The sequence below is a fragment of the Frankia sp. Cppng1_Ct_nod genome, assembly GCF_920656135.1.
Taxonomy (GTDB): Bacteria; Actinomycetota; Actinomycetes; order Frankiales; family Frankiaceae; genus Protofrankia; species Protofrankia meridionalis.
Genome location: NZ_CAKKTK010000075.1, coordinates 1 through 22,309, shown reverse-complemented (window position 1 = coordinate 22,309; position 22,309 = coordinate 1). Strand labels below are relative to the sequence as shown.

Annotated in this window: 22 protein-coding genes and 1 pseudogene; 11 read left to right on the top strand and 12 right to left on the bottom strand. The window is 71.8% G+C overall.

From position 1 onward, the window contains the following. Window positions 1-573, bottom strand: a pseudogene (locus NBW77_RS18010) (amidohydrolase family protein); the annotation flags it as partial. A gap of 52 nt (window positions 574-625) precedes the next feature. Beyond that, the gene (locus tag NBW77_RS18005; RefSeq protein WP_207386750.1) at window positions 626-766 is read right to left on the bottom strand and encodes a hypothetical protein; all 141 of its coding nucleotides are present in this window, start codon (window positions 764-766) and stop codon (window positions 626-628) included. Window positions 767-795: 29 nt separating this feature from the next. On the opposite strand from NBW77_RS18005, the gene NBW77_RS18000 reads away from it, so the two are divergent. Together NBW77_RS18000 and NBW77_RS17995 are read left to right on the top strand one after the other, a co-directional pair. Further along, window positions 796-2,244: a TLP1 C-terminal extension domain-containing protein gene (locus tag NBW77_RS18000; RefSeq protein WP_250280046.1), complete on the top strand. Its 1,449-nt coding sequence runs from the start codon at window positions 796-798 to the stop codon at window positions 2,242-2,244. 8 nt (window positions 2,245-2,252) lie between these two features. Beyond that, window positions 2,253-3,692 (top strand): aldehyde dehydrogenase, encoded by a 1,440-nt coding sequence (locus tag NBW77_RS17995; protein WP_250280045.1) that lies wholly within the window; start codon window positions 2,253-2,255, stop codon window positions 3,690-3,692. A gap of 270 nt (window positions 3,693-3,962) precedes the next feature. On the opposite strand, the gene NBW77_RS17990 is transcribed toward NBW77_RS17995, so the two are convergent. Then, window positions 3,963-5,591, bottom strand: coding sequence for a glycosyltransferase 87 family protein (locus NBW77_RS17990; protein WP_131744744.1), 1,629 nt, complete (start codon window positions 5,589-5,591; stop codon window positions 3,963-3,965). Window positions 5,592-5,703: 112 nt separating this feature from the next. On the opposite strand from NBW77_RS17990, the gene NBW77_RS17985 reads away from it, so the two are divergent. Together NBW77_RS17985 and NBW77_RS17980 are read left to right on the top strand one after the other, a co-directional pair. Continuing rightward, window positions 5,704-6,915 carry a molybdopterin-dependent oxidoreductase gene (locus NBW77_RS17985; RefSeq protein WP_131744767.1) on the top strand — a complete coding sequence of 404 codons (1,212 nt, stop codon included), beginning with the start codon at window positions 5,704-5,706 and terminating at the stop codon, window positions 6,913-6,915. Further along, a complete protein-coding gene (locus tag NBW77_RS17980; protein WP_250280044.1) occupies window positions 6,912-7,442 on the top strand; it encodes a hypothetical protein in 531 nt (176 codons plus the stop codon). The genes NBW77_RS17985 and NBW77_RS17980 overlap by 4 nt, the downstream gene beginning before the upstream one ends. Window positions 7,443-7,636: 194 nt before the next feature. Here the strand turns inward: NBW77_RS17980 and NBW77_RS17975 are convergent, their stop codons facing one another. The 3 genes from NBW77_RS17975 to NBW77_RS17965 are packed head-to-tail and all read right to left on the bottom strand — an operon-like array spanning window position 7,637 to window position 9,608. Then, the gene (locus NBW77_RS17975; protein WP_250280043.1) at window positions 7,637-8,311 is read right to left on the bottom strand and encodes a methyltransferase domain-containing protein; all 675 of its coding nucleotides are present in this window, start codon (window positions 8,309-8,311) and stop codon (window positions 7,637-7,639) included. Continuing rightward, window positions 8,308-8,949, bottom strand: coding sequence for a TIGR04282 family arsenosugar biosynthesis glycosyltransferase (locus NBW77_RS17970; RefSeq protein ID WP_131744765.1), 642 nt, complete (start codon window positions 8,947-8,949; stop codon window positions 8,308-8,310). Before NBW77_RS17970 ends, NBW77_RS17975 begins: the two co-directional genes overlap by 4 nt. Window positions 8,950-8,960: 11 nt before the next feature. Then, window positions 8,961-9,608, bottom strand: a complete 648-nt coding sequence (locus NBW77_RS17965; RefSeq protein ID WP_250280042.1) for a glycosyltransferase family 2 protein — start codon at window positions 9,606-9,608, stop codon at window positions 8,961-8,963. A 176-nt stretch (window positions 9,609-9,784) separates the two neighbouring features. Here NBW77_RS17965 and NBW77_RS17960 point away from each other — a divergent pair, with 176 nt between their 5' ends. From NBW77_RS17960 to NBW77_RS17950, 3 genes are all read left to right on the top strand, one after another. Continuing rightward, window positions 9,785-10,495 carry a response regulator gene (locus NBW77_RS17960; RefSeq protein ID WP_242605479.1) on the top strand — a complete coding sequence of 237 codons (711 nt, stop codon included), beginning with the start codon at window positions 9,785-9,787 and terminating at the stop codon, window positions 10,493-10,495. Beyond that, on the top strand, window positions 10,492-11,631 hold the full coding sequence (locus NBW77_RS17955) for a sensor histidine kinase (protein WP_131744742.1): 1,140 nt from the start codon (window positions 10,492-10,494) through the stop codon (window positions 11,629-11,631). The genes NBW77_RS17960 and NBW77_RS17955 overlap by 4 nt, the downstream gene beginning before the upstream one ends. Window positions 11,632-11,741: 110 nt before the next feature. Then, window positions 11,742-12,785, top strand: coding sequence for an NAD-dependent epimerase/dehydratase family protein (locus tag NBW77_RS17950; RefSeq protein ID WP_131744741.1), 1,044 nt, complete (start codon window positions 11,742-11,744; stop codon window positions 12,783-12,785). Window positions 12,786-12,804: 19 nt separating this feature from the next. On the opposite strand, the gene NBW77_RS17945 is transcribed toward NBW77_RS17950, so the two are convergent. Then, the gene (locus NBW77_RS17945; protein ID WP_131744740.1) at window positions 12,805-13,857 is read right to left on the bottom strand and encodes a lactonase family protein; all 1,053 of its coding nucleotides are present in this window, start codon (window positions 13,855-13,857) and stop codon (window positions 12,805-12,807) included. Window positions 13,858-14,308: 451 nt separating this feature from the next. Here NBW77_RS17945 and NBW77_RS17940 point away from each other — a divergent pair, with 451 nt between their 5' ends. Beyond that, window positions 14,309-14,866 carry a universal stress protein gene (locus NBW77_RS17940; protein WP_131744739.1) on the top strand — a complete coding sequence of 186 codons (558 nt, stop codon included), beginning with the start codon at window positions 14,309-14,311 and terminating at the stop codon, window positions 14,864-14,866. Window positions 14,867-15,187: 321 nt separating this feature from the next. Here NBW77_RS17940 and NBW77_RS17935 read toward each other — a convergent pair whose 3' ends face one another. The 5 genes from NBW77_RS17935 to NBW77_RS17915 form a co-directional block, all read right to left on the bottom strand. Further along, a complete protein-coding gene (locus NBW77_RS17935) occupies window positions 15,188-15,985 on the bottom strand; it encodes an enoyl-CoA hydratase/isomerase family protein (protein WP_131744738.1) in 798 nt (265 codons plus the stop codon). Further along, complete coding sequence (locus NBW77_RS17930; RefSeq protein ID WP_131744737.1) at window positions 15,982-17,133, bottom strand: acyl-CoA dehydrogenase family protein; 1,152 nt, start codon at window positions 17,131-17,133, stop codon at window positions 15,982-15,984. Before NBW77_RS17930 ends, NBW77_RS17935 begins: the two co-directional genes overlap by 4 nt. Window positions 17,134-17,195: 62 nt before the next feature. Beyond that, the gene (locus NBW77_RS17925; protein ID WP_131744736.1) at window positions 17,196-17,903 is read right to left on the bottom strand and encodes a TetR/AcrR family transcriptional regulator; all 708 of its coding nucleotides are present in this window, start codon (window positions 17,901-17,903) and stop codon (window positions 17,196-17,198) included. 3 nt (window positions 17,904-17,906) lie between these two features. Further along, complete coding sequence (locus NBW77_RS17920; RefSeq protein ID WP_165485734.1) at window positions 17,907-18,380, bottom strand: pyridoxamine 5'-phosphate oxidase family protein; 474 nt, start codon at window positions 18,378-18,380, stop codon at window positions 17,907-17,909. 17 nt (window positions 18,381-18,397) lie between these two features. Continuing rightward, window positions 18,398-19,432 (bottom strand): acyl-CoA dehydrogenase family protein, encoded by a 1,035-nt coding sequence (locus tag NBW77_RS17915; RefSeq protein WP_165485733.1) that lies wholly within the window; start codon window positions 19,430-19,432, stop codon window positions 18,398-18,400. A 110-nt stretch (window positions 19,433-19,542) separates the two neighbouring features. On the opposite strand from NBW77_RS17915, the gene NBW77_RS17910 reads away from it, so the two are divergent. From NBW77_RS17910 to NBW77_RS22880, 3 genes are all read left to right on the top strand, one after another. Then, window positions 19,543-21,015, top strand: coding sequence for a class I adenylate-forming enzyme family protein (locus NBW77_RS17910; RefSeq protein WP_131744734.1), 1,473 nt, complete (start codon window positions 19,543-19,545; stop codon window positions 21,013-21,015). Then, window positions 21,012-22,145: an acyl-CoA dehydrogenase family protein gene (locus tag NBW77_RS17905; RefSeq protein WP_250280041.1), complete on the top strand. Its 1,134-nt coding sequence runs from the start codon at window positions 21,012-21,014 to the stop codon at window positions 22,143-22,145. The genes NBW77_RS17910 and NBW77_RS17905 overlap by 4 nt, the downstream gene beginning before the upstream one ends. Further along, the coding region (locus tag NBW77_RS22880; protein WP_502799500.1) for a CoA transferase at window positions 22,046-22,309 on the top strand (264 nt) is incomplete at its 3' end. The genes NBW77_RS17905 and NBW77_RS22880, both read left to right, overlap by 100 nt.

The window sequence follows — 22,309 nt, the reverse complement described above, 5'->3', positions numbered from 1 at the left end:
CCAGAAGTCGCTGAACAGTGACGGCAGGCCGAGGGAGACCGTGCCCTCCGGAAAGGACAGGGCCCGTGCACCCTTGGCGGCGCAGCGTCGGATCTCGGTCGCCATGGCGACCGGATCCCATACCTGGCCGACGATGCAGGGCACGAACATCTCGGGCGCGGCGGCACACCACTCGTCGATGTGGAAGTCGTTGTAGGCCGCGACGCAGAGGCTGGCGAGTTCCTTGTCGGCGTAGTTGTTCAGCACCCGGCCACCGAAACCCGCCAGGGTCGGGAAGCAGAGGCTCGCCAAGATGTTGTCCTCGCGCATGTCCTTGGCCCGCGCGCGGGGGTCGTAGCAGCCGGGAATCATGTCGCTGAAGCGGACAGGCTCAAGGTTCCACTCCTCCTGCGGTTTGCCCGCCACGGCGTTCAGGCCCATCTGGGGGAACGTCTCACCCTCCCAGACCCAGTACTCCCGGCCGTCCCGCTCGATGACGTGAGGAGCGTCGTCCGCGTATTTGGCCGGCAGGCGGTCAGTCCAGACCTTCGCGTGTTCGATGATGTGATCGTCGACGCTGAAGAGGTCGAACACAGTGGCGCCCCCTCGGGTACTCAGACCAGGTCCCCCGTTTGTAACACCGCCGTCACGTGCCGAAAGAGAACTCGTCGACAACGTCGTTCTCAGGTTCCGAAACGTGCACGTCCTGCTGGCCGAGCTGACCGGCAACCCGGCGCCGGGCACCCGGGAGGCGCCCTGCCTGAGAATCGGATTCCACGAGACGCATGCGCTCCCCGGCCGGCATACGTTCGCCGCGTGTCCCCGACCGCGCCCCGAATACCTGTGATCGTCGGCGCCGCGGACCTCCGCGGCGACGGTAGCGAACCCTGCGAGCTCATCGCGCAGGCCGCCCACGACGCCGTCCCCGCCGCACTGTTGAGCGCGCTGGACGCGATCCTCATCGTCGGTGTCCTGTCGTGGAGCTATGACGACCTGCCCGCCGAGGTCGCGCGGCTCGTCGGTGCGGCGCCTCGCCATACCCTGCACAGCGAGGTCGGCGGCAACCAGCCGCTCGCCCTCATCGAGACCGCGGCGCGCCTCATCGCCGTGGGACAGATCGACGCCGCGCTCGTCGGCGGTGCCGAATCAGCCGCGTCCCTGGCGCGGGCCGGCACGTCCGGCAACCCGCCCGCGTGGTCCGACCGACCAGGCGGACCCGTACGGCTACCCAGCTCCGTCCGCGGCACCGAGGAGATGCTCCGCTACGGCATCGACAGACCACTGCGTAACTACCCGCTCTTCGAGAACGCTCTACGTGCCGAACTCGGGCAGAGCTTCGAGGAGGCCCAGCGTTGGTCGGGGGAGATCCTCGCCGCGATGAGCGAGGTCGCCGTCCGCAATCCCGCGGCATGGAAGCCACGTCACCTCACCCCTCGGGAGGTCTGCGAGGCCACCGACGGCAACCGGATGACCTGTTGGCCCTACACCGTGCGGATGACCGCCAACCCGAAGGTCGACCAGGGTGCCGCCGTCGTGCTCTGCGACCTCGAGACGGCTCACGAGCATGGCATCCCCGACGAGCGGATCTCCCACATCTGGGCCTCGGCCGGTGCCGCCGACTCGACCGACGTCCTGCGGCGCGCCACATTCGCTCGCTCCCCCGGCCTGTCCGCTACCCTCGACGCCTGCCTGGACCAGGCGCAGTGCACGGCACAGGACCTCGAGCACATCGACCTGTACTCGTGCTTCCCGATCGTCCCCAAGCTGGCGGCGCTGCACCTGGGGCTCGACGAGGAACGTCCCCTCACGGTCACAGGCGGCCTGGCATCCTTCGGCGGACCGGCGAACGACTACTGCCTGCACGCGATCGTCGCCGCGCATCGCCTGCGTGGCCGGGCGCTGGTCTACGCCAACGGCGAGTACCTCACCAAACACCATGCGATGGTCATCTCACCGACGAGGCCTCCGCAGCCCTGGGCTGAGCCGGCACAAGTCCCGCCGACGACCGCGCCGGTCCCCGGGTACGCCTCGGCCGTCACAGGCCGCGGGCGGATCGAAACCTTCACCGTCGAGCACGACCGGGACGGCACACCCGCCCGCGGCTGGATCATCGGCCGTGACGACGGCGCGCGGCGGTTCGCATCCGTCGTCACCGACCCGCCCAGCCTGTACGCACTGGCCGACCCGGACCGCCAGCCCGTCGGGCAGATGTGCGACGTGAGAGGCGCCGACGGGCTCAACACCAGCACGGTCCCCACGACGTAGGAGTCCAGATGACGATCGACCACGATGCCTTCTGGATCGGCGGGCGGCTGACGAAGCCGGCCGGCAGCGGTCGCCTGTCGGTGGTGAGCCCGGCCACCGAGGAGGTGATCGGGAGCATCCCTCGAGCCGAGATCGCCGACGTCGATGCCGCGGTGGGCGCTGCCCGCGCGGCTTTCGAGGACGGGCCGTGGCCCCACCTGACCGCGGACGAGCGGGCACAGCTCCTGCTGCGTGCGGCGGACCTCCTCGACGACCGCCACGAGGAACTCTCCCAGCTCATCACAGCGGAGATGGGGTCACCCATCACCTTCAGCCGGATGGCGCAGGTGTCCTCGGCCCTGATCCGGTACTACGCCGCGATGTCCGGGCGGGTCTCGTTCGAGGAGCGCCGCGCGGGCAGCGTTGGTCCGATGGTCGTGCGACGGGAGCCGGTCGGCGTGGCCGGGCTGATCATCCCGTGGAACGCGCCGCTCGGGCTGCTGTTGGGCAAGCTCGCGCCGGCCCTGCTCGCCGGGTGCACCACCATCGTCAAACCGGCTCCGCAGACACCCCTGGACACCTACGTCCTGGCCGAGGTGCTCGAAGCCGCAGAACTGCCGGCTGGCGTCGTCAACATCGTCGCCGCCGACCGTGAGGTATCCGAGCGGGTGGTAACCCATGCCGGGGTGGACAAGATCAGTTTTACTGGCAGCACGGTCGCCGGACGGCGGATCGCCGGCCTGTGCGGTGAGCAGATCAAGCGGGTCACCTTGGAGCTCGGTGGCAAGTCGGCGTGCATCGTGATGGAGGATGCGGACCTCGACGCGGCGATCCCGACGGCGGTCCAGGGCGCGATGCTGAACAACGGGGAGGCCTGCATCGCCCTCACCCGACTGCTCGCTCCGCGCTCCCGCTACGCCGAGATCGTCGAACGGGCCGCGGCCATCGTCGGCCACCTACCTGTCGGAGACCCCTTCGATCCGGGCACAGTTGTGGGGCCGCTCGTGAGCCGTGAGCAGCGCGAGCGGGTCGAGGGCTACCTCCAGGCCGGCCGCGACGCCGGAGCGCGAGTCGTCACCGGTGGCGGACGACCCGACGGCCAGGACAAGGGCTGGTACATCCAACCGACGCTGTTCGCCGACGTGGACAACGGCATGCGCATCGCCCGCGAGGAGATCTTCGGACCGGTGCTGTGCGTCATCCCCTACGAGACCGTGGACGACGCGGTCGACATCGCCAACGACTCCCCGTTCGGGCTGTGCGGTGCCGTGTGGACCGCGGACCCGCAGCAGGGACTCGACGTGGCGCGACGCGTGCGTACCGGCACCTTCAACGTCAACGGCTTCACGTACGACACGAGCGCACCGTTCGGCGGCTTCAAGCAGTCGGGGCTCGGCCGCGAGTGGGGCCGTGAGGGTCTCGAGCCCTACCTCGAGGTCAAGTCCATCGCCATGCCTGCGAACAGCTGACCCGAGGAGTCCCGTGGCCGCACCCGCAGTGACACCGTGGTGCGAGGATCATCCGGTGACCGAGGGTGCATCAGCGTCTCGTGAACTCGGGCTTGCGGCGCTGACCGAAGGCGGCGATGCCCTCCTTCCCTCGACCCCGACGCCGCCCGGCGGATCGCCGACTGGTGGGCCCTCGGCGATGACTACGTGAGCGACCCCTAATCTGTACATCGGGCCGCCGCTGCCGCCTCCGCAGTCTCCCGACGGTTTCTGGAACGCCTCGTTCGGCGCCTACCTCACCTGGGACAGCGTCACCTCCGTCACCGACGCCGTCGACGCCGTCGAGTTCTTCCGCCAGGGCCGCCGGCGTGCTCCCGGGTGACGCGATCGCGTTCTTCCCCGTCGCCGGAGGACGGCCGCGGTGACCACGACGAGCCCGGCGACCGCGTAGGAGGACACCTGCAGCGTCCGGGCGTCGCCCGGTGGATCGGTGAAAAGAGAGACGTACACGGGGTGAACGGCGGCGGCGACGGCCAGCCATTCCAGCCGTCCCGCGATCACGGCGAGGATCGCCAGCAGGACGCCGTACCAGGGCTGGACGGGGGTGGCGACCAGGAAGGCGGCCCCGACAAGCCACAACCCCGCCCGTTCCACGGGGATCCGGCGCGGATCGCAGCGCAGCACCACCACGGCGACCACGGCCAGCAGCGACACCGCAACGGCTTTAGCCGCGGCACCCTGGATGCCGAGCATCGATAGGAGCAGGAATCGGCCCCCCTGGGCATATCCCTCGACATTCAGGTACTGCGGCAGGAAACCGAGAGCTCCGGTTCCGACGGCGAGGACGTGAGGCAGGTAGGAGAGCCCCACGACCGTGACGGCGGCGCCGACCAGAGTGACCGGGCGGCGCCGGGCGGCCGCCGGGAGGAGCAGCGCCGGGTACAGCTTGACCGCCACCGCCGCGCCGAGCAGCGCCCCGGCGAGCGACGCACGGCGGCGGGTGGGTTCCGTGGCCGCACCGGATTCTCCGGCCGTGCCTGTTCGTCCGGCCGCGGCGGATCCGGCGTGCCGCCGCGATCTGAGAGCCGCGATGCCGCCGAGCGCGAGCAGCGCGGCAAGGACGTCGACGTGCGCGTCGGAGCCGGTTTCGAGCCCGGCGAGCGGCGAGAGCGCGTAGAAAGCGGCGTAGCGGGGGTCCCGACCCTGCGCCACCAGCACCCTCATCATCAGAATGACCAGCCCGAGCGACGCGAGGGACGCGTAGAGCTGCATCCTGTGTTCGCGCGGCGGGCCGGGCAGGACGTGCACGGCGGTGAAGTACGCCTGCGCCACCGGTGGGTAGATGGTGTGCGCGTCGGGGTAGTTCAGCCGGATACAGTGCGGGCCGCGGTGGATGGCAGCGCACCCGGCCGGGTCCGGGAACAACCAGTCATCGCGTAGGTGGGCAAGTTCGGGGGCGAGAGGACCGTAGCGGTAGGGATCGATGCCGGCGGCCTGCACGCGGCCATCCCAGATGTAGCGGTAGAGGTCGTCGGACAGCTGGGGGCCGTGGGTGAGCGCCACGGCGTGGATCGCGACGGTGCCGGCGAGCAGCAGGCCGACGGCGAGCCGGCGGGGAGCGGCCCGGATCAGCCACGCCGCGCCGGCTGTCCCGATCACCCACCAGAGCATGGTCAGATAGAGCACAGCCATCCGGCCGGACAGGTAGCCGGGTTGGAGCAGGATCGCCGCCTGCGTGGCAAGGACGCCGCTCAGCCCGACGACCGCTGCGACCAGTGCCCACCGGCCGCCGCCCCCGGGCGTCGGGAGGCTCCGCCCGTCACGCTGACGACGTCGGGCGATGGCCGCCACGGCCCGCGCACGGCGGGTCCGGGGCGTACGGACGGTCCCGGCGAGCGGCTCGGCGACGGGGGCGGGCATGGGCCGAGCCTGACAGACATACCCGCCGACTCCGGCGTACCGCGGTGGAGCTTCTCCGTTCCGTAAGGCTTCACCGGCGGCGGGGGCGGTGACGGCGGCCTACCGTGCGTACATGCGACCGTTCATCCGGCTGTTCACCGGACGGCTTCCGCAACCGCCGGCGGTCCTGCGCCGCGGGCCGTTGCGCACGGACGCGTTTTCCAGCCGCCTGCACGACCCTCGGGTGGCCTCGTTGCTGGGGATGTGGCTCGGGATCGCCTTCGGGGTGTGTTTCCTGACCGGCCTGGTGTCACATGCCATGCAGCATCCGCCGTCGTGGCTGGTCTGGCCGTCCCGCCCGGTGTCGCTGTACAGGTTGACCCAGGGCCTACACGTGACGACCGGGTTGGCATGCGTCCCGCTGCTGCTGGCGAAACTGTGGACGGTGTACCCGCGACTGTGGGAGTGGCCGCCGGTCCGTTCGGTCGCGCATGCACTGGAGCGGCTCTCGATCGTGCCGCTGGTCGCCGGGGCCGTGTTCCAGCTGGCCACCGGGATCGCGAACATCGCGCAGTGGTACCGGTTCCGGTTCTTCTTTACGGTGACCCACTACTGGGTCGCCTGGATCACGATCGGCGCGCTGGGGGTGCACATCGCCGCGAAACTCGCGGTCGTGCGGGCGAACGTCGGCCGCCGCAGAGACGAACGGTCGCGGCTGACCGACCGGGTGAGCGCTCCCGAGCAGCCGGGCGGCGGCCTGTCCCGCCGTGGCCTCGCCGTCGCCGTCGCCGGCGCCGCCGGGGTGATCGTGACGACAACCGCCGGCCAGTGGGTGCCTGGCCTGTCCGGGCTCGACCTGCTCGCGCCACGCCGACCGGACATCGGCCCGCAGCGGCTGCCGGTCAACAGGACCGCGGCCGCCGCCCGGGTGAGCGCGGTCGCCCGGGATCCGGGTTACCGGTTGGAGGTGGTAGGCCCGCGCCCGTTCGTCCTCACCCTCGCCGGGTTACGGGAGTTCCCCCACCACACGTCGAGACTGCCGATCACCTGTGTGGAGGGCTGGGCCGCGGACGCCACCTGGCACGGCCTACGGCTGCGGGACCTGCTGGACGCCGCAGGCATCCCCGCGGAGGCGACGGTGCGCGTGGAGTCCCTGGAGACGGGCGGCACCTACCGGACCAGCGAGGTGAACCCGCCGCACGCCCGGGACCCGCTGACCCTGCTGGCCACCGGCCTGAACGGGGCCGACCTGGACATCGACCACGGGTACCCGGCCCGGCTCATCGCACCGAACCGCCCCGGCGTGCTGCAGACCAAATGGGTACACCGGGTGGTGATGCTGTGAACGGGCAGGCACAAGCTGATCAGGCTGACCGGCGGGATCACAACGGCCGCCGCCGCGCCGTCCGCGCGGTGGCCGCGGCCGTCCTGCGTGGCGGTCCGGCCGCGGCCGGTCTGGCCGCGATCGGCTACGGCATCCACGGGCTGGTCGGGATGCGGTCGGCCACGAACCCGCCGAACGCGGCGCAATGGCTGGTCGGCGGGATCCTGGTCCACGACCTGCTGGTCGTCCCGGTGACGATGGCGGTGGGTCTCGTGCTCACCCGGCTGGTCCCGGCGCCCTTCCGGGCGGTGCTGCAGGGTGCGCTGCTGATCAGCGGGGCGGTCGCACTGGCGTCGTTGCCACTGTGGCGTGGCTACGGCGGCCCGGCGGACAACCCGTCGGTGAACCCGCTGCCGTACGGGCGGAACCTCGCGATCGTCCTCGGCCTGGTGTGGGCCTGCGCCACAGCTGTCATCGTGGTCCGCGCGGTCCGCGTCCGGCGGGCGCGGCGCAGTCACGCAAGCGCATCCGGTCCACCGGCCGGATGACGACGTCCATCAGCGACGTCCATCAGCGACGTCCATCAGCGACGTCCATCAGCGACGTCCATCAGCGACGTCCATCAGCGACGTCCATCAGCGACGTCCATCAGCTCCGACTTCGACCCGCGCTTCGCCCCCTCGCCTCGACCCGCGGTCAGCTCGCCGGGCAGGCGCGGCACGCAGTGGTTCTACAGACAGGTTCACCGACATCTGCCCAGGGCGGCGAAGTGCCGCCCTGGGTCGCACCACATTTCCGTGACGTGCAGGCCGGCGGCCGCGGCGAGGCCGGCGATCCCCTCGGTACCCACCAGCGACCAGGGAAACGACCTCGACACCCGCCCGTCCGGCCCTTCCAGGCGGATCAGCGAGGGGCCGGTGGGCGTCCCGGGCGGTCCGAGCTCGATGAGCACCCGGCCGGCCGGGGCGAGCAGCCCGGCGACGCGGGCCAGCAGCCGGACCGGGTCGCCGCCGATCCCGATGTTGCCATCGGCGAGGACCAGCGCGGACCACCGTCCCTCACCGGGCACCCTGCCGAAGACGTCGCGGCACAGCGCCGCCGCACCGGCACGACGGGCGAGGCGCACCGCGAACGGGGCCACATCGATGCCAAGCGCGGGAACCCCGCGGGCGGTGAGCGCCGCGGTGAGCCGACCGGGGCCGCAACCGACGTCGAGGGTCGGCCCGTCGCAACGGCGGAGCAGGGACGCGTCGCCCGGAATGAGCCCACCACGCCACTGGTCCACCGGAACCGGTTCACGACGTCCGTCCAGATGGCGTACCCACAGCGGTCCGTCGACGGACCGCAGCGCCGCCTCGTAGACGGCCGTGGGGCACCAGCGGTGGACGGCTGCCGTCGTCGACCGACCGCCGGTCACCGGACCGCCGCCGGACTGCTCCGGGGTGTCACGGTCTGCCGCACCACTGCGGCGAACCGTCCGTCCGGTGCGAGCCGCGCGACCGCTTCGGCGTCGGCCGCGGTGTCGACGTCCCGCAGCACCGGCAGGGTGGCGACCCGAAGGCCGGCCCGGGACAGGCGGGCACGCTGCCGTGCACCGGTGTCCGGGCGTGACGTCGGGATGCCACGCAGCAGCGTGCCGTCGGGACGTCGTAGGCCGAGCGCCCACCAGCCGCCGTCGGCGGCGGGGCCGAACACCGCGTCGGCGTGGCGCAGCGCGTGGCACGCGTCGGCCAGCAGGGCCGGTGTCACCTGCGGGGTGTCCATCCCGATCAGCAGTGTCGGGCCTGTGCTGTCGTCGAAGGCCGCCGCGAGCCGGGCGTCGAACGGTCCGGACACCTGCGGCACCACCGCGATCGATGTCCGCAGCCACGGGCCGACGGTGCCGTCGAGGACGAGGACGGGCTGCAGCCAGCCGAAGCCGGGGCTGCGGCTCAGCGCGCCGACCGCGGCCAGTGTGTCCGCGATCGCGGCCTCGGCCACGGCCGCCGCCTGTGCCGGGCGCAACGGTGGCGTCAGCCGGGTCTTGACCCGACCGGGCACGGGCTCCTTCGCCACCACGAGCAGTCTCACCGCAGGCTCGCGAGCAGTGCGGACATGTCGCGTACGGCGCGGACGGTGCCGAGCGGCGAACCGGTGACCTTGGATCTACCGATCCGGGGGTGGTAGTCGACATCGGTCTCGATGATCCGCCAGTCGGCCTGTGCGGCCCGGAGCAGGAGCTCCAGCGGGTAGCCGAACCGGCGGTCGGCGACGGGCAGGCGGAGCAGATCCGCGCGGCGGGCGGCCCGCATCGGACCCAGGTCACGGACCGGGATGCCGCGTCGGCGCAGCCGCCCGGCGACGATCGCATTGCCGAGCCGGGCATGTGGCGGCCACGCCCGCACCGAGGTGGGACGCCGCCGGCCGAGTACCAGTTCGGCACGCCCGGCCAGCAGTTCGGTGACGAGGCGGGGCAGGTGCGCCGGGTCGAGCGAGGCATCGGCGTCACATACGCAGACCACGTCGGCGTCCGCGGCCCGCAGTCCGGCGTGCACCGCCGCGCCGTAGCCCCGTTCCGGCACCGCGACGACGACCGCACCGTGGTCCCGCGCGATCCGGGGTGATCCGTCGTGGGAGCCGTTGTCCGCGACGACCGCCCGGTATCCGGGTGGCATCCGCTCCAGGACCCAGGGCAGCGCGCGGGCCTCGTTCAGGCAGGGCAGGACCACGTCCACCGAGGCCCCACCGCTGTCACATTGCGTAAGCATGATCGGGACTGTAATCGGGCGGGATGCGATCGACCCTTACGGAACGAGGAAGAGCGTGGCGGTTCGACGCCGGAAGATTACGGAACGGGGAAATCCGTCGCCCGGGCGGGTCCGGTTGGCTGGCCGGCTCTTATCGTTACGGGGTGGCCCGTGTTCTCGTGGTCGACGACGACGCCACCGTGGCGGAGGTCGTCGACCGGTACCTGCGTAACGCCGGTTTCGACGTCGACCGCGCCGCGGACGGACCCGCGGCGTTGCGGGTGGCCGGGACCGCCGTCCCGGACCTTGTCGTGCTCGACCTCATGCTTCCCGGCCTCGACGGCATCGAGGTCTGTCGCCGGCTGCGGGAAAGCCGACCGGTTCCAGTGATCATGCTGACGGCGCTGGGTGAGGAGGCGGACCGCATCGCCGGCCTCGAATGCGGCGCCGACGACTATGTCACCAAGCCGTTCTCGCCGCGCGAGCTGACGCTGCGGGTGCAGTCCGTGCTGCGGCGGGCAAACGAACTGTCACCACCGGAGTCCGGCGTGCTGCGCGCCGGCACCCTCGTCGTGGACGCGGCCGCCCGCACCGCCACCCGGTACGGGGTGATCCTCGGCCTCACGGTGCGTGAGTTCGATCTGCTGGTGTTCCTGCTGCGCCATCCCGGCCGTGCCTTCACCCGCGTCGAGTTGATGGAACAGGTGTGGGGGTGGAGCTACGGCGACCCCTCGACCGTCACCGTCCACATCCGCCGGCTGCGGGAGAAGATCGAGGATGATCCGACCGCCCCCCGGATGCTCGTCACCGTGTGGGGCGTCGGCTACCGCTACGATCCGACGCCACCGGTGCCGGCGGACGAGACGCCGTCGTGAGCGCCGAACTGCAGGTCGCCGGGATCGCGCTCGCCTGCTCGGCCGCGGCTGCGTTGACGGGGGTGCCACTGCTGCGCCTGTTACGGGGACGGCCGCTGTGGGCCACGACGGCGGCGCTGTCGGTCGTACCGGTGGTCGCGGTGGCGGTGGGCGTTGCCGGCACCGCACGGGCCATGTTCCTGTCCGACCACGATCTGCAGGTCGTGCTGATCGTGGTCGCGGTCTCGGCAGTGGTCGCCACCGCCGCCGCGGTATGGCTGGGGCGGCCGGTGGTCGCCGCCACCGGAACGCTCACCCGGGCAGCCGCCACCCTCGGTGAGCTGGAATATCATGACGCGGGCCGGGTCCCGACGGCCGAGCTCGCCGCATTGGCCCGCACCCTGGATGCCACGCACGTGCGCCTCGTGGCGGCGCGGGACCGCGAGCGCGCGTTGGAAGCCAGCCGGCGTGAGCTGGTGGCCTGGATCAGCCATGACCTGCGTACCCCGCTGGCGGGAATCCGGGCGACGGCGGAGGCCTTGCAGGACGGCCTTGTGACGGACGCCGAGACGACGGCCCGTTACCACCGGCTGATGCTCGCCGACGCCGAGCGGCTGACCGGCATGGTCGATGACCTGTTCGAACTGGCCCGGCTGCAGGCCGGCGCGTTCCAGCTGACACTGGAGAAGGTGTGTCTCGCCGACGTCGTGTCGGACGCGATCGCCGCCACCGACCCGATGGCACGAGCCAGAGGGGTGACCGTCACCGGCAGCGCCGACCACGCCGTATACGTCGACGCCGACGTGACCGAGGTGGGGCGGATGCTCACCAACCTCCTCGTCAACGCCATCCGGCACACCCCCGACGACGGGACGGTGGAGGTCACCGCCGGAGCGGACGCCGACCGGGCGGTACTCGCGGTCGCCGACCGGTGCGGCGGGATCCCCGCCGCCGACCTGCCCCGCCTGTTCGACTTCGGCTTCCGTGGGGAGACCGCGCGTACCCCCGGCGGTGGCGACCACCCCCACCAGCCTCGGGTACGGTCCGGCATCGGGCTGGCGATCGTCCGGGGCATCGTCGAAGCCCACGGCGGCGACGTCACCGTCCACAACCGCCAGGGCGGCTGCCGCTTCGTCGTCGCGCTTCCCGCCGCCTGAGCAGGTTCCCTGAGCAGGTTCCCTGAGCAGGCCTGGATAGTCCTTGTGTCCGCAAGCTGTTCCTCGGCTCGTAAGATCCGGGCTGCTCCGGAACCGTTAACGTCACGGACATGCGAGTCCTGGTCACCGGCGGCGCCGGCTTCATCGGTTCCCACATAGTCGACGCGCTGGTCGGAGCGGGTGACGAGGTCACGGTGCTGGACGCCGTGCTGCCCGCGGTGCATCGCACGAAACCCGAGGTGAACGACGGTGCCGAGCTGATCGTCGCGGACGTGACCGACCCGGTCCGGGTCGAAGCGGCGCTCGACGGGGTGGACGCGGTGTGCCACCAGGCGGCCATGGTCGGCCTGGGGGTCAACCTCGACGACCTGCCCGCCTACGCCACCAACAACGACCTCGGTACCGCGGTGCTGCTGTCCGCCATGGCCCGCCGGGGGGTGCGGCGTCTGGTGCTGGCCAGCTCGATGGTGGTCTACGGGGAGGGCGGCTACCGCTGCCCGGCCGACGGGCCGGTGCGCCCCGGCCCACGGCGGCCTGCCGATCTCGACGCCGGCCGGTTCGAAGCACCGTGCCCGTGCTGCGGCAACCCGCTTCAGCCGACGCCCGTCACCGAGGACGCCCCCCTGAACCCCAGGAACGTCTACGCGGCCACGAAGGTCGCCCAGGAGCATCTCGCCGCCGTGTGGGCCATCGCGACCGGCGGCAGCGTCCTGGCGCTGCGCTACCACAACGTCTACGGCCCGCGGATGCCCCGCGACACCCCGTACGCCGGCGTCGCCTCGATCTTCCGCAGCGCACTGGAGCGGGGGGAGGCGCCACGGGTCTTCGAGGACGGCGGCCAGCTCCGCGACTTCGTCCACGTCCACGACGTCGCTCGGGCCAATCTGCAGGCGCTGCGGCACACGGCCCCACCCGGCCGGCTCCTCCCGCTCAACATCGGCTCCGGCGATCCGCACACCGTCGGCGACATGGCGCACGCGCTGGCCCGGGTCTTCGGCGGACCCGTGCCCGTCATCACCGGCGCCTATCGGGCCGGCGACGTCCGGCACATAGCCGCCTCGTCCGCCCGCGCCGGCAATATCCTCGGATACCGACCGCAGATCGCCTTCAGTGACGGGATGCCCGGGTTCGCCCGTGACCCGCTGCGCGGATGAACCGGACCGGTCCCGCCGGTCAGCTCACGGCCAGACCGGCGACGGTCTGCGGAACACCCTCGAACGCGCCGACCGGCGTGAGCCGGCCGTCCTGCCCTACCGTCCAGCCGAGGACCCGCTGGCCATCGGTGTCGATCGCGTACAGATAGTGGCCGTCCGGGGTGATGGCCTCGTCGCGGATGCCCTTCTCCCCCCTTCCGGTCGAGCCCGCCACCGGTTCGAGCAGCGCGAGGCTTCCGTCCTCCTCGACCCGGTAGCTCGAGACCGTGCCATCGCCGAAGTTCGTCACGTAGGCGAAGCGGCCGTCCCTGGTCACGGCGGCCCAGCAGACCTCACTGCGGGTGTCGCCGACCGAACCGCTCACCGGGGCGAGCCGGCCCGCGTCCGCCACGGTGTAGGAGGAAGCCGCCGCGGCACCAGCCTCGCCGCCGAACGCCTCGGTCACGATCATTGAGCCCTGCGGGGTGAAATCGAAGCCATAGGGGGTCCGCCCGGCGGCCGGGATCGTCGTGGGACCTTCGGCGTAGCCACGATCACCGATCGCGAAGGCACTGATGCTGTTCGTCCCACGCTCGGTGACCACGAGCGTCCGGCCGTCCGGGCTGAAGGACACCTGGGCCGGATCCGCGTTGCCGGCGCTCAGCGGCCTCGTCGAGTCCCCGAGCGGGGTCAGCCTCCCGTCCCGGATGCGAAAACCACTGATATTCGGCGTGCCGTTGTTGAGTACGTAGACGAGATCGCCGTTCACCGCGACGCTCGTCGGCCTGGCACCACCGGAGGAGACACGATCGGCGAGCCGTGGCCCGTCCTCCTCCACCGAGAACAGGGACAGCTCGTCGCTGCCGGCGTTCGTGACCAGAAGCCACCGACCGTCGTCGCTGAGAATGACGGAACTCTGTGACGGCAGGTGCGGGGCGCCGGTTCCCCGGCCTCCGGTCCCGAAACGTCCCAGCGGAGCGAGCCTGCCGTCCGCGGAACGCCTGAAGGCGACAACCTCGTTCCTGGCGGCATCGTTGGTCTGGGCGTACACGGCGGCGCCCTTCACACTCTGACCGTTCATACGTTCAGTCATCGCTCTCCCTCGGCTTTTCGGTGTCGAATTTCGCTTCCTGCCGAGGCCACACCTACCCGCGCCCGGTGAGACGACAAACCCGCAGACCGGCACACCCCCGCCTCGAACCCTCCTTTTCACGGTGCAGGTGGCCTGATCTGTGCCGGGATTTCCCTGGCATGCCGCCCGGCCGGACCTCGACGGATACTGGTCGACGGGAGGACCGGGAGGACCGGGAGGACCCGACCACGAAAAGCGATGTCACTGGACCGGCCCGTGGGAAGCCCCGGGGCGGCCGCGCCGTCGGGCGTGCCGGCGGATCGGGCCGCGGAACTGACACCGGTGTTCGGTGCGCTTGCCCCGACCGGGCGACGCTGCCGCAGCGGTGCGCAACGTCCCGCCGATCGCGCAGACGTCCGACGCAGGACGCCGGACACCCGGCCGAGTAGCCCAGCGGCAGAGGAGGAGCGGCATGGCCGACGAATATTCCGGACGCGGCCGCCACATCGAACGACTCAAGACGTTGATCGGAGCCGAGGCGTACCACTCCCAGAAGTTCGCCGGCTACCCGAAGGCCCCGGGTCAGGCTCCTGCATCAGCACCCGCACCGCCGCCCACCGGCCGGATCGTGGTGGGGGTCGACGGCTCGGCAACCTCGGTCGCCGCACTGCGCTGGGCCGCCGAGGAGGCGGGCCGGCGGGACGCGTCGCTGCTCGCGGTCGCCGCCTACCGGCAGGAGCTCCCCATCCTGCCGCCGTTCGGCGCTGTCACGGACGCAGCCAGGACCGCCCGCGACACGCTCAGCCGTGCCATCCGCGATGCCGGAGTCCGCAATGTCGAAACCCTCGTCGTCGAGGGAGCACCGGCGACACGGCTGCTGCAGCTCACCCGGGACGCCGACCTGCTGGTGGTCGCGACACACGGGCACAGCCGGGCGGGCGCGGCCCTGCTCGGTTCGGTGAGCATGCAGTGCGTCGGCCGTGCCGCCTGCCCGGTCGTCGTCGTCCCGGCGCCCGGCCCGGACCGGTGACGACCGGGGGTGGCAGCGCTCCCACGTTCCCGCCGTCCCTCGCGTTCCCGCCGCCTCTCGCCGGCGCCACGCGCTACCGCTACCTGCGCGTACCTGCACGCCGTCCGATCCTGCCCGTCGGTCCGAGCTGTGGCACGAGGGGCACCACCGGTCCAGCTCCAGGACCGGCCGCTGCATGCAGAAGTCGCCTTCGGACCGGTGCCGTGTGGACCGGCGGACCCGCAGCAGGGACTCGACGTGGCGCGACGCGTGCGTACCGGCACCTTCAACGTCAACGGCTTCACGTACAACACGGAGGATCATCCGGTGACCGAGGGTGTCTCAGCGTCCCGTGAACTCGGGCTTGCGGCGCTGACCGAAGGCGGCGATGCCCTCCTTGAAGTCGCTGCTGCGCACCGTGAGCTCGACGGCCACCAGCTCGGACTCGAGGGCGGCGGCAAGGTCGGTGGACAGGCCCCGGCGCAGCAGTCCCTTGGTGGCTGACAGCGCGAGCGTCGGCCCCGCCGCAAGGTCGTTCGCGATCCGGGCCGCCTGCGCCGCGAGATCACCGTCCGTAACCACCTCGTCGAAGACACCGAGCTCATGGCCGCGCCGCGCGTCCAGGGGCTTGCCACGCAGGAGCACCTGGGTGGCCGGGCCGATCCCTACCCGCCGGGTCAGCAGCCAGGTGCCGCCGCTGTCCACCGCGAAGCCCAGCCCCGCGAACGGCTCCACGAACGAGGCGCTCTGCGCGGCCACGATCACGTCGGCGGTGAGCGCGAGGTGCGCGCCCAGGCCCATCGCCCGACCCTGCAGCGCGACGACGACGGGCAGCGGGCAGTCCCACAGCGCCTGGATCATGCGGTTCGCACCGGCACGTACCGCCCGGATCAACCCGCCGGCGACGGGGCGTTCGGCACCGGGCGCGTTCACGGAGACGATATCCGCGCCCGCGCTGAAGTGCGGCCCCGCCGATCGGATGAGGATCGCCCGGGTGGCTGCGCCGTCGACCGCGTCGGTGACGGCGGCGGTGATTCGACGCATGTCGACGGCTCGCAGTGCGTTGCGGGCAGGCGCCCGGTCCAGGACGATCTTGAGCAGGCCGCCGTCGGTGCTGACGACAACCCCGTCGGTGCTCATGCCGCCGGCTCCCGCGGGAGGCCGAGCACCTGTTCGGCGATGGTGTTGCGCTGGATCTCCGCGGTCCCCGCCCCGATCGTGCTGGCGCGGGTGGCGAGCAGGCCCGCCGACCACCGCCCGCCCTCGACCGGATGTGCCTTGCCCGGCGCGAGCACCGCCGACCGTCCGGTGATCTCGACCGCGAGAGCGTGCAGTCGCTGCTCGAACTCCGTGAAGACGAGGCGTCCCAACGACGCCGTCGGACCGGGCTCACGTCCCCGCAGGAGGTCACCGAGGACCCGCAGCCCGCCGAGACGCACGACCTGCAGGTCGGTCTCCGCCCTGGCCAGCGCCTGGCGGACGAGCGGGTCACCGGCGCGGTCGAGGCGCACGGCCAACCCGACGAGCTCGTCGAGGACGCGGCGGTACTTCGATGCCTGAGCGATGAAGGCCGTCGAGCGTTCGTGACCGAGGCTCGTGCGGGCGATCCGCCAGCCCCCGCCCTCCTCGCCGACGCGATCGGAGATCGGCACGCGGACCTCGTCGAGCGTGACCTCGTAGAACGACGTGTTGCCCGTCATGTCCACCAGGGGAACGACGGTGACGCCCGGAGCGTGCATGTCGATCAGGAGGTAGCTGATGCCGGCTTGGCGCTGCGCCTGCGTACCCGTGCGCACCAGGGCGAACATGCGATCGGCGGCGCGGGCGTTCGTAATCCAGACCTTGCGCCCGGTGACGACGTACTCGTCGCCGTCGAGGCGGGCGCGGGTACGCAGGCTCGGGAGGTCGGAGCCGGCGTCTGGCTCGGAAAACCCCTGGCACCAGATCTCGTCCCCGCGCAGCGCCGGCCGCAGATAACGCTCGCGCTGCTCCTGCGTACCGTGCACGATCAACGTCGGGCCGACGACGAAGGTGCCCCCACTCGGGTGCGGGGGCAGCCGGCGCCGGGAGACCTCCTCGGTGTAGGCGACCTGATGGGCGAGGGAGAGGTCCATGCCGCCCCACTCGCGGGGCCAGCCCGGGGCCGCGAAGCCCGCCTCGACGAGCCTGGCGGCCCAGGACCGCTGCCACGCCAGGCGCTCACCGGCGTGCTTGGGCGCGGGTCCAGGGTCGTGGGTGTCGAGGAACTCAGCGAACCGGGCTCGGAACTGTGCGGGCGTCTCATCCATGGCGTCTCCAGCCAACCGCGTGCTGCGCCCGCCGGGCATGGGTCCCGCGGAAAAGCGGCTTCTCAGCCGTCTTCTGGCCGCCACGCATGACGGCTGGCCGGGGGAAGCGTGACGCCGAGGATGCGGTCCACCAGGGGCAGGATCTGTGCCTCGGTCGTCGCGCGGTCAGGCGACCCACCGCGGGAGATGACGTCGGCGGCGGGGCCGGACACGATGTGGAACAGCCCCAGGGCGTCGGACTCGGCGTCGACGCGGGGGTCGGCCGCGCCGGAGGAGACCAGCTCCGCCAGGGCGCGGACCAGCGGGGCGGTCAGGGCCGCGCGGCAGGCTTCGACCTGGTTCGGGAAGACGCCGAGCAGGTGACGCCAGTGCGTCGCGAAGAGCGCGGTCGGCTTCGCCACCCGAGGCACGTACGCCATGTCCAGCACGCCGTCGAACCACGCCCTGACCCGCACCAGCGGATCAGGGTCGGTGCACACCCACTCGAGGCGCTTGCTCGCCCGCGAGACATCCTCTTCCAGCAGGTGGAGCAGAAGGTGGTCCTTGGTCTCGAAATGACGATAGAAGCAGCGCGTCGACAGGCCGGCGGTGCGCAGCACACTTTCGATCTTGAAGCCCCACCAGCCGCCACGCGCCAGCGCGGCTCGAGCCGCCGCGGTCAGTCGGGCCACCTCGTCCCCTGGGCTCGCCGCTAGATCGGTCGAATGCACCTGGGGGCGAAGTAACCCTGCCTCGTTCACGACATCGACGGTAATCGCGAGCGCGAGCACTGTCTATCGACCGGTTGCAAGACGGATGCGGCTGTTGTCCCACGTCACCGGCGGGCCGACCGGTTTGAGCCGAATGGTGGCCATTCCCGATCCGTAGTGCGCGGCTGTCGCCGCGGGCAGCCCTTCGCTGGGCAACGAGAAGCCCGCGTACTTCGCGGCGCTGAGCTCCGCGACGCGGACCGTCTGTTCCCGGTCGAGCTGGTGGTCCAGGATTGTCGCCCGGCACGACAGCTGGACCGCGGTGAGCTCCACCCAGGCCTTCCCCGATTCGACCAGGAACGAGGCGCGGGGGTCGCGGCTGATGCGCAGCACCTTCTTGCTCCTCGCCGGGGTGCGCAGGTAGATGTCCGAACCGTCGACCACGAACCAGCTCGGCAGGGCGACCGGCCAGCCGTCGGCCTTCAGCGTCGTCACGATCGCGGTGTGGGCGGCGCGGATGCGCTCCCACGCCTCCTGCTCGCTCAGCCCGATACCCACGGGCACCTCCGGTTCGTTCAGCGGGCTGCCAGCGCGTCGAGCGCCGCAGCGTGGAGTGGGTCTCGGGGACCGTTGAGGCGCCGGGCCGCCTCCGCCCGGCGCACCGTGAAGTGGATGCCGGTCTCCCAGGCGTAGCCCATGCCGCCGTGTAGGTGCAGGCAGCGCTCGCCGGTGAAGGCGACAGCGTCGACCGCGGCCAGGCTGGCTGCCGCGGCCAGCGCAGGCGCGTCGCGGTCCCGCGAGTCCCACGCGGCGGCCGCGGCCCGCGCGCAGGCGCGGGCGGCCTGAAGCCTGGACCAGGCGACCGCGAGCTGGTGCTGGACCGCCTGGAAGGCTCCGATCGGCCGGCCGAACTGCTCGCGCTCGCACAGGTAGACCTTGGTCGTGGCGATCGCGGCATCGCCCGTCCCGACCAGCTCCGCTGCCCGCAGTATCCGGCCGAGCGCCGACGCCCGGCCGAGCAGGACCGGACCGGCGACCTCGATCTCGTCGACCACCGGGAGATCGCGAAGCCGGCGGCTCACCCGCGGACGGGTGGGGTCCATGTCGTCGACGTCCGCCGGATCACCGAGGACCGCGTGGACCCGCAGCGAGCGACGGTCCGGGGCCGGTGCCAGCAGGACGTCCGGCAGCAGCGGCTCGGCCACGACCGCGAGGTCTGACGGAGCGGGGTCGAATGCCGCGACCACGTCACCCGCGAGGATGCGCTCCGCCAGGGCCGTGCCGGCGCTCCCCGCAGCGCCGGGCGTGTCGTCGGCGAGCAGGGCCGCGGTCAGGACAACCGCCTCCAGCACCGGCTCGGCCAGCAGGACCCGCCCCACCTCCTCGGCGAGCAGGGTTGCATCGACACAGGACAGGCCGAGCCCGCGGGGATCTGGGACAAGAACCGCGGGGATACCCAGCTCCGTCAGCTCCACCATGCGCTCACGCCGAGCGCCCGTGACGCCTGCGCCCGCCTCGCGGCGCACCGTCGCGGCGATGCCCTCGCGCTCGAGAACGTCACGCGTCGCTCGCGCAAGAGCCCAACCGTCGGTACTGGGAAGAAGGTTCATAACGTCCACGAGTCGACTCGCCCGCGGCGACGGGCGCAAGCGTCCGGTCGAGAACGGTGGTTTCGGGCAGGCGTGGGTACAGGCGCCATATCTGCCCGGACACTGTCCCTGTGAGCACTCCATCCTGGCGAGCACCCCTGCGTGAACTGCTCGTGAGCACGGCCGCGCAGCACCCGCTGTCGCTCGCCGTCAGGACCCCGGCGGGGACCTCGGCGACGTTCGGCCGGCTCGCCGCGGCAAGCGAAGAGCTCAGCCGCCGGCTGGAGCCGGGTACCCGGACCGGCGTCCGGCTGGGCAACGACCTCGCGTCCGTCGTCGCGCTTCATGCCGCGTGGCGGGCCGGCGGGAGCGTCGTCTCGCTCAGCCGCCTGCTGCCGGACGCCGAGGTGACACGCAGGGCGGGCGACGCCGGCTGCGCCACGATCGTCGAGCCGGACCCCGACGGCCTCGGCGCACGTCTTGTCCATGCGGGCGCTGCGGCAGAAGCCCGTAACTCGCTTCCCGACGAGGCCCTCGTCATCTTCACCTCGGGGACGACCGGCCGGCCCAAGGGCGCCGCGATCGCCTTCTCGGCACTCGAAGCGAGCATCCGCGGCATTGCCGCCGGCAGCGGACTACCACCGGAGGGCCGACCGGTGAGGACACCGGCCCGCGAGCCGCAGCCGGTGTTCGTCCCCGTCGCGCACATGGGCGGGTTCCTGACCTCGCTCACGTCGTGGTGGCTGGGCAAGCCGGTGTTGCTGTGCCACAAGTTCTCCGTCGGGCTGGTCGCGCGGATCGCGGCCGAGTGCAGGATCGGAGTGCTGCGCGTGACCCCGTCGATGGTCTACGAGCTGGTCCATGCGGATGCGTCGGTCACGCTCCCCGGGGTCAGCAGCGTGACCGTCGGCACCGCGCCGCTGCCCGAGACCACCCGCATCGCCTTCGAGACCCGCTACGGCGTGCCCGTGCTGCGCAACTACGGCCAGACGGAGTTCGCCGGCGCCATCGCGTTCGAGCGGCCCGACGACGTCGCGGCCGGACGGCGGCCCGCCGGCAGCGTCGGACGCGCCGCTCCGGGCGTGCAGGTGCGGATCGTCGACGCCGACGGGGTGGAGCTGCCGCGGGGGCGCATCGGGGAGATCCAGGCCCACGCCGCGTCGGCGATGTCGGGCTACCTCGACGACGACGGTCGGGTGAGGAGCTCCACGACGGGCGGCTGGATTGCGACCGGTGACCTCGGTGCCCTCGACGCCGACGGGTTCGTCAGCGTCGTCGGTCGGGTCAAGGATCTGATCCTCTGCGGGGGTTTCAACGTCTACCCTGCACAGGTCGAGAGCGCGCTCAACCGGATCGACGGCGTGCACGACAGTGCGGTGGTCGGAGTCGCCGACGACCGCCTCGGGGAAGTCCCGGTCGCCGTCGTCGTCGGCGCACCGGCGCTCACCGAGGAGGCCCTTCGCCGGGCACTGCGGGCCGAGCTGGCGCCCTACGAGCTTCCTCGCCGGATCCGATTCGTCGACTCCATCCCTCGCCTGGACACCGGCAAGATCGACCGGGCAACCGTCGCCGCCCTGGCGACGACCGAGGAGGCTGCCTCGTGACCACGGTCACCCCGACCGCGATCGAGGGCGATAACCTCAGTTCCTTCCGCACCGAGCTCCGTCGCTTCTTACACGACCACACTCCCCCGGCGCCGCACGCCGGCTCGGCGATCGCCACCGACCTCACGCCCGCGGACGTCGCGCGCCAACGGGCCTGGCAGCGTCAGCTGCACGACGGTGGCTGGGCGGGCGTGGCCTGGCCGAAGAGCCACGGTGGCCGCGGCGCGGGTGCCAGCCAGCAGCTCGCGTTCCACGAGGAGATCGCGCTCGCCGGTGGGGACACGATGGCGGGCTTGTTCCTCGTCGCCCTCTCCCACGCGGGGCCGACCGTCATCGCGCGGGGCACTCGCCAGCAGCAGCAGCGGTGGCTGCCGGGCATCCTGCGCGGCGAGATCATCGCGGCCCAGTGCTTCTCCGAGCCTGGCGCCGGGTCGGATCTCGCCGCGATCAGCACCAGGGCCGTCGTCGACGGGGACGCCCTGGTGGTCACCGGCGAGAAGCGATGGAGCACCTTCGCGCAGTACGCCGACATCGCGGAGCTGCTCGTGCGCACGGATCCGTTCAGCCGGCATGGTGGCCTGACCTACGCCATCGTCGACCTGGACTCTCCCGGCATCACCATTCGGCCGCTGCGTACGATCGGCGGGCCGAGCGAGTTCTGCGAGGTCCGCTTCGACGAGGTGCGCGTCCCGCTCGCCAACGTGATCGGAACGGTGGGTGAGGGCTGGCAGGTGGCGACGACGACCCTGCTTTTCGAGCGCAGCACCATCACCGCCCCCATGGTGCTCGGCTCCCTGCATGCGCTGCGCCGGCTCAGTCGGCTCGTGGCCGACGATCCCATCGCGACCGCGGAGGTCGCCGAACTCACCGTCCGCGCCCTCGCCGTGCGCGCCCTGCTCGAGCAGTCCGTCGCCGAGCAGGAGGCCGGCATCGAAGGAGCCGGACCGTCGGCGTTGAAGCTCCTCGCGACCGAGCTGAACTACGAGGTCCGGCACTTACACGCCCGCCACGACCAGTCCGTGTCGCAGCCGTGGTTCACGTCCTTCGGTCTGCGCATCGGCGGCGGCACGTCGGAGATCCAGCAGACGATCATCGCCGAACGCGTGCTCGGCCTGCCCAGACACCGATAGGAGAACCCGTGCCCGCGCCCCTGGACGGCTTCCGCGTCCTCGACCTCTCGATCGGCGTCGCCGGCGGCTACACCACCAAGCTGCTCGCCGACGCCGGAGCTGAGGTCGTCAAGTGCGAGGACGCCGCCGGCGACCCCCTACGCCGCTGGTCAGCGAGTGGCGCG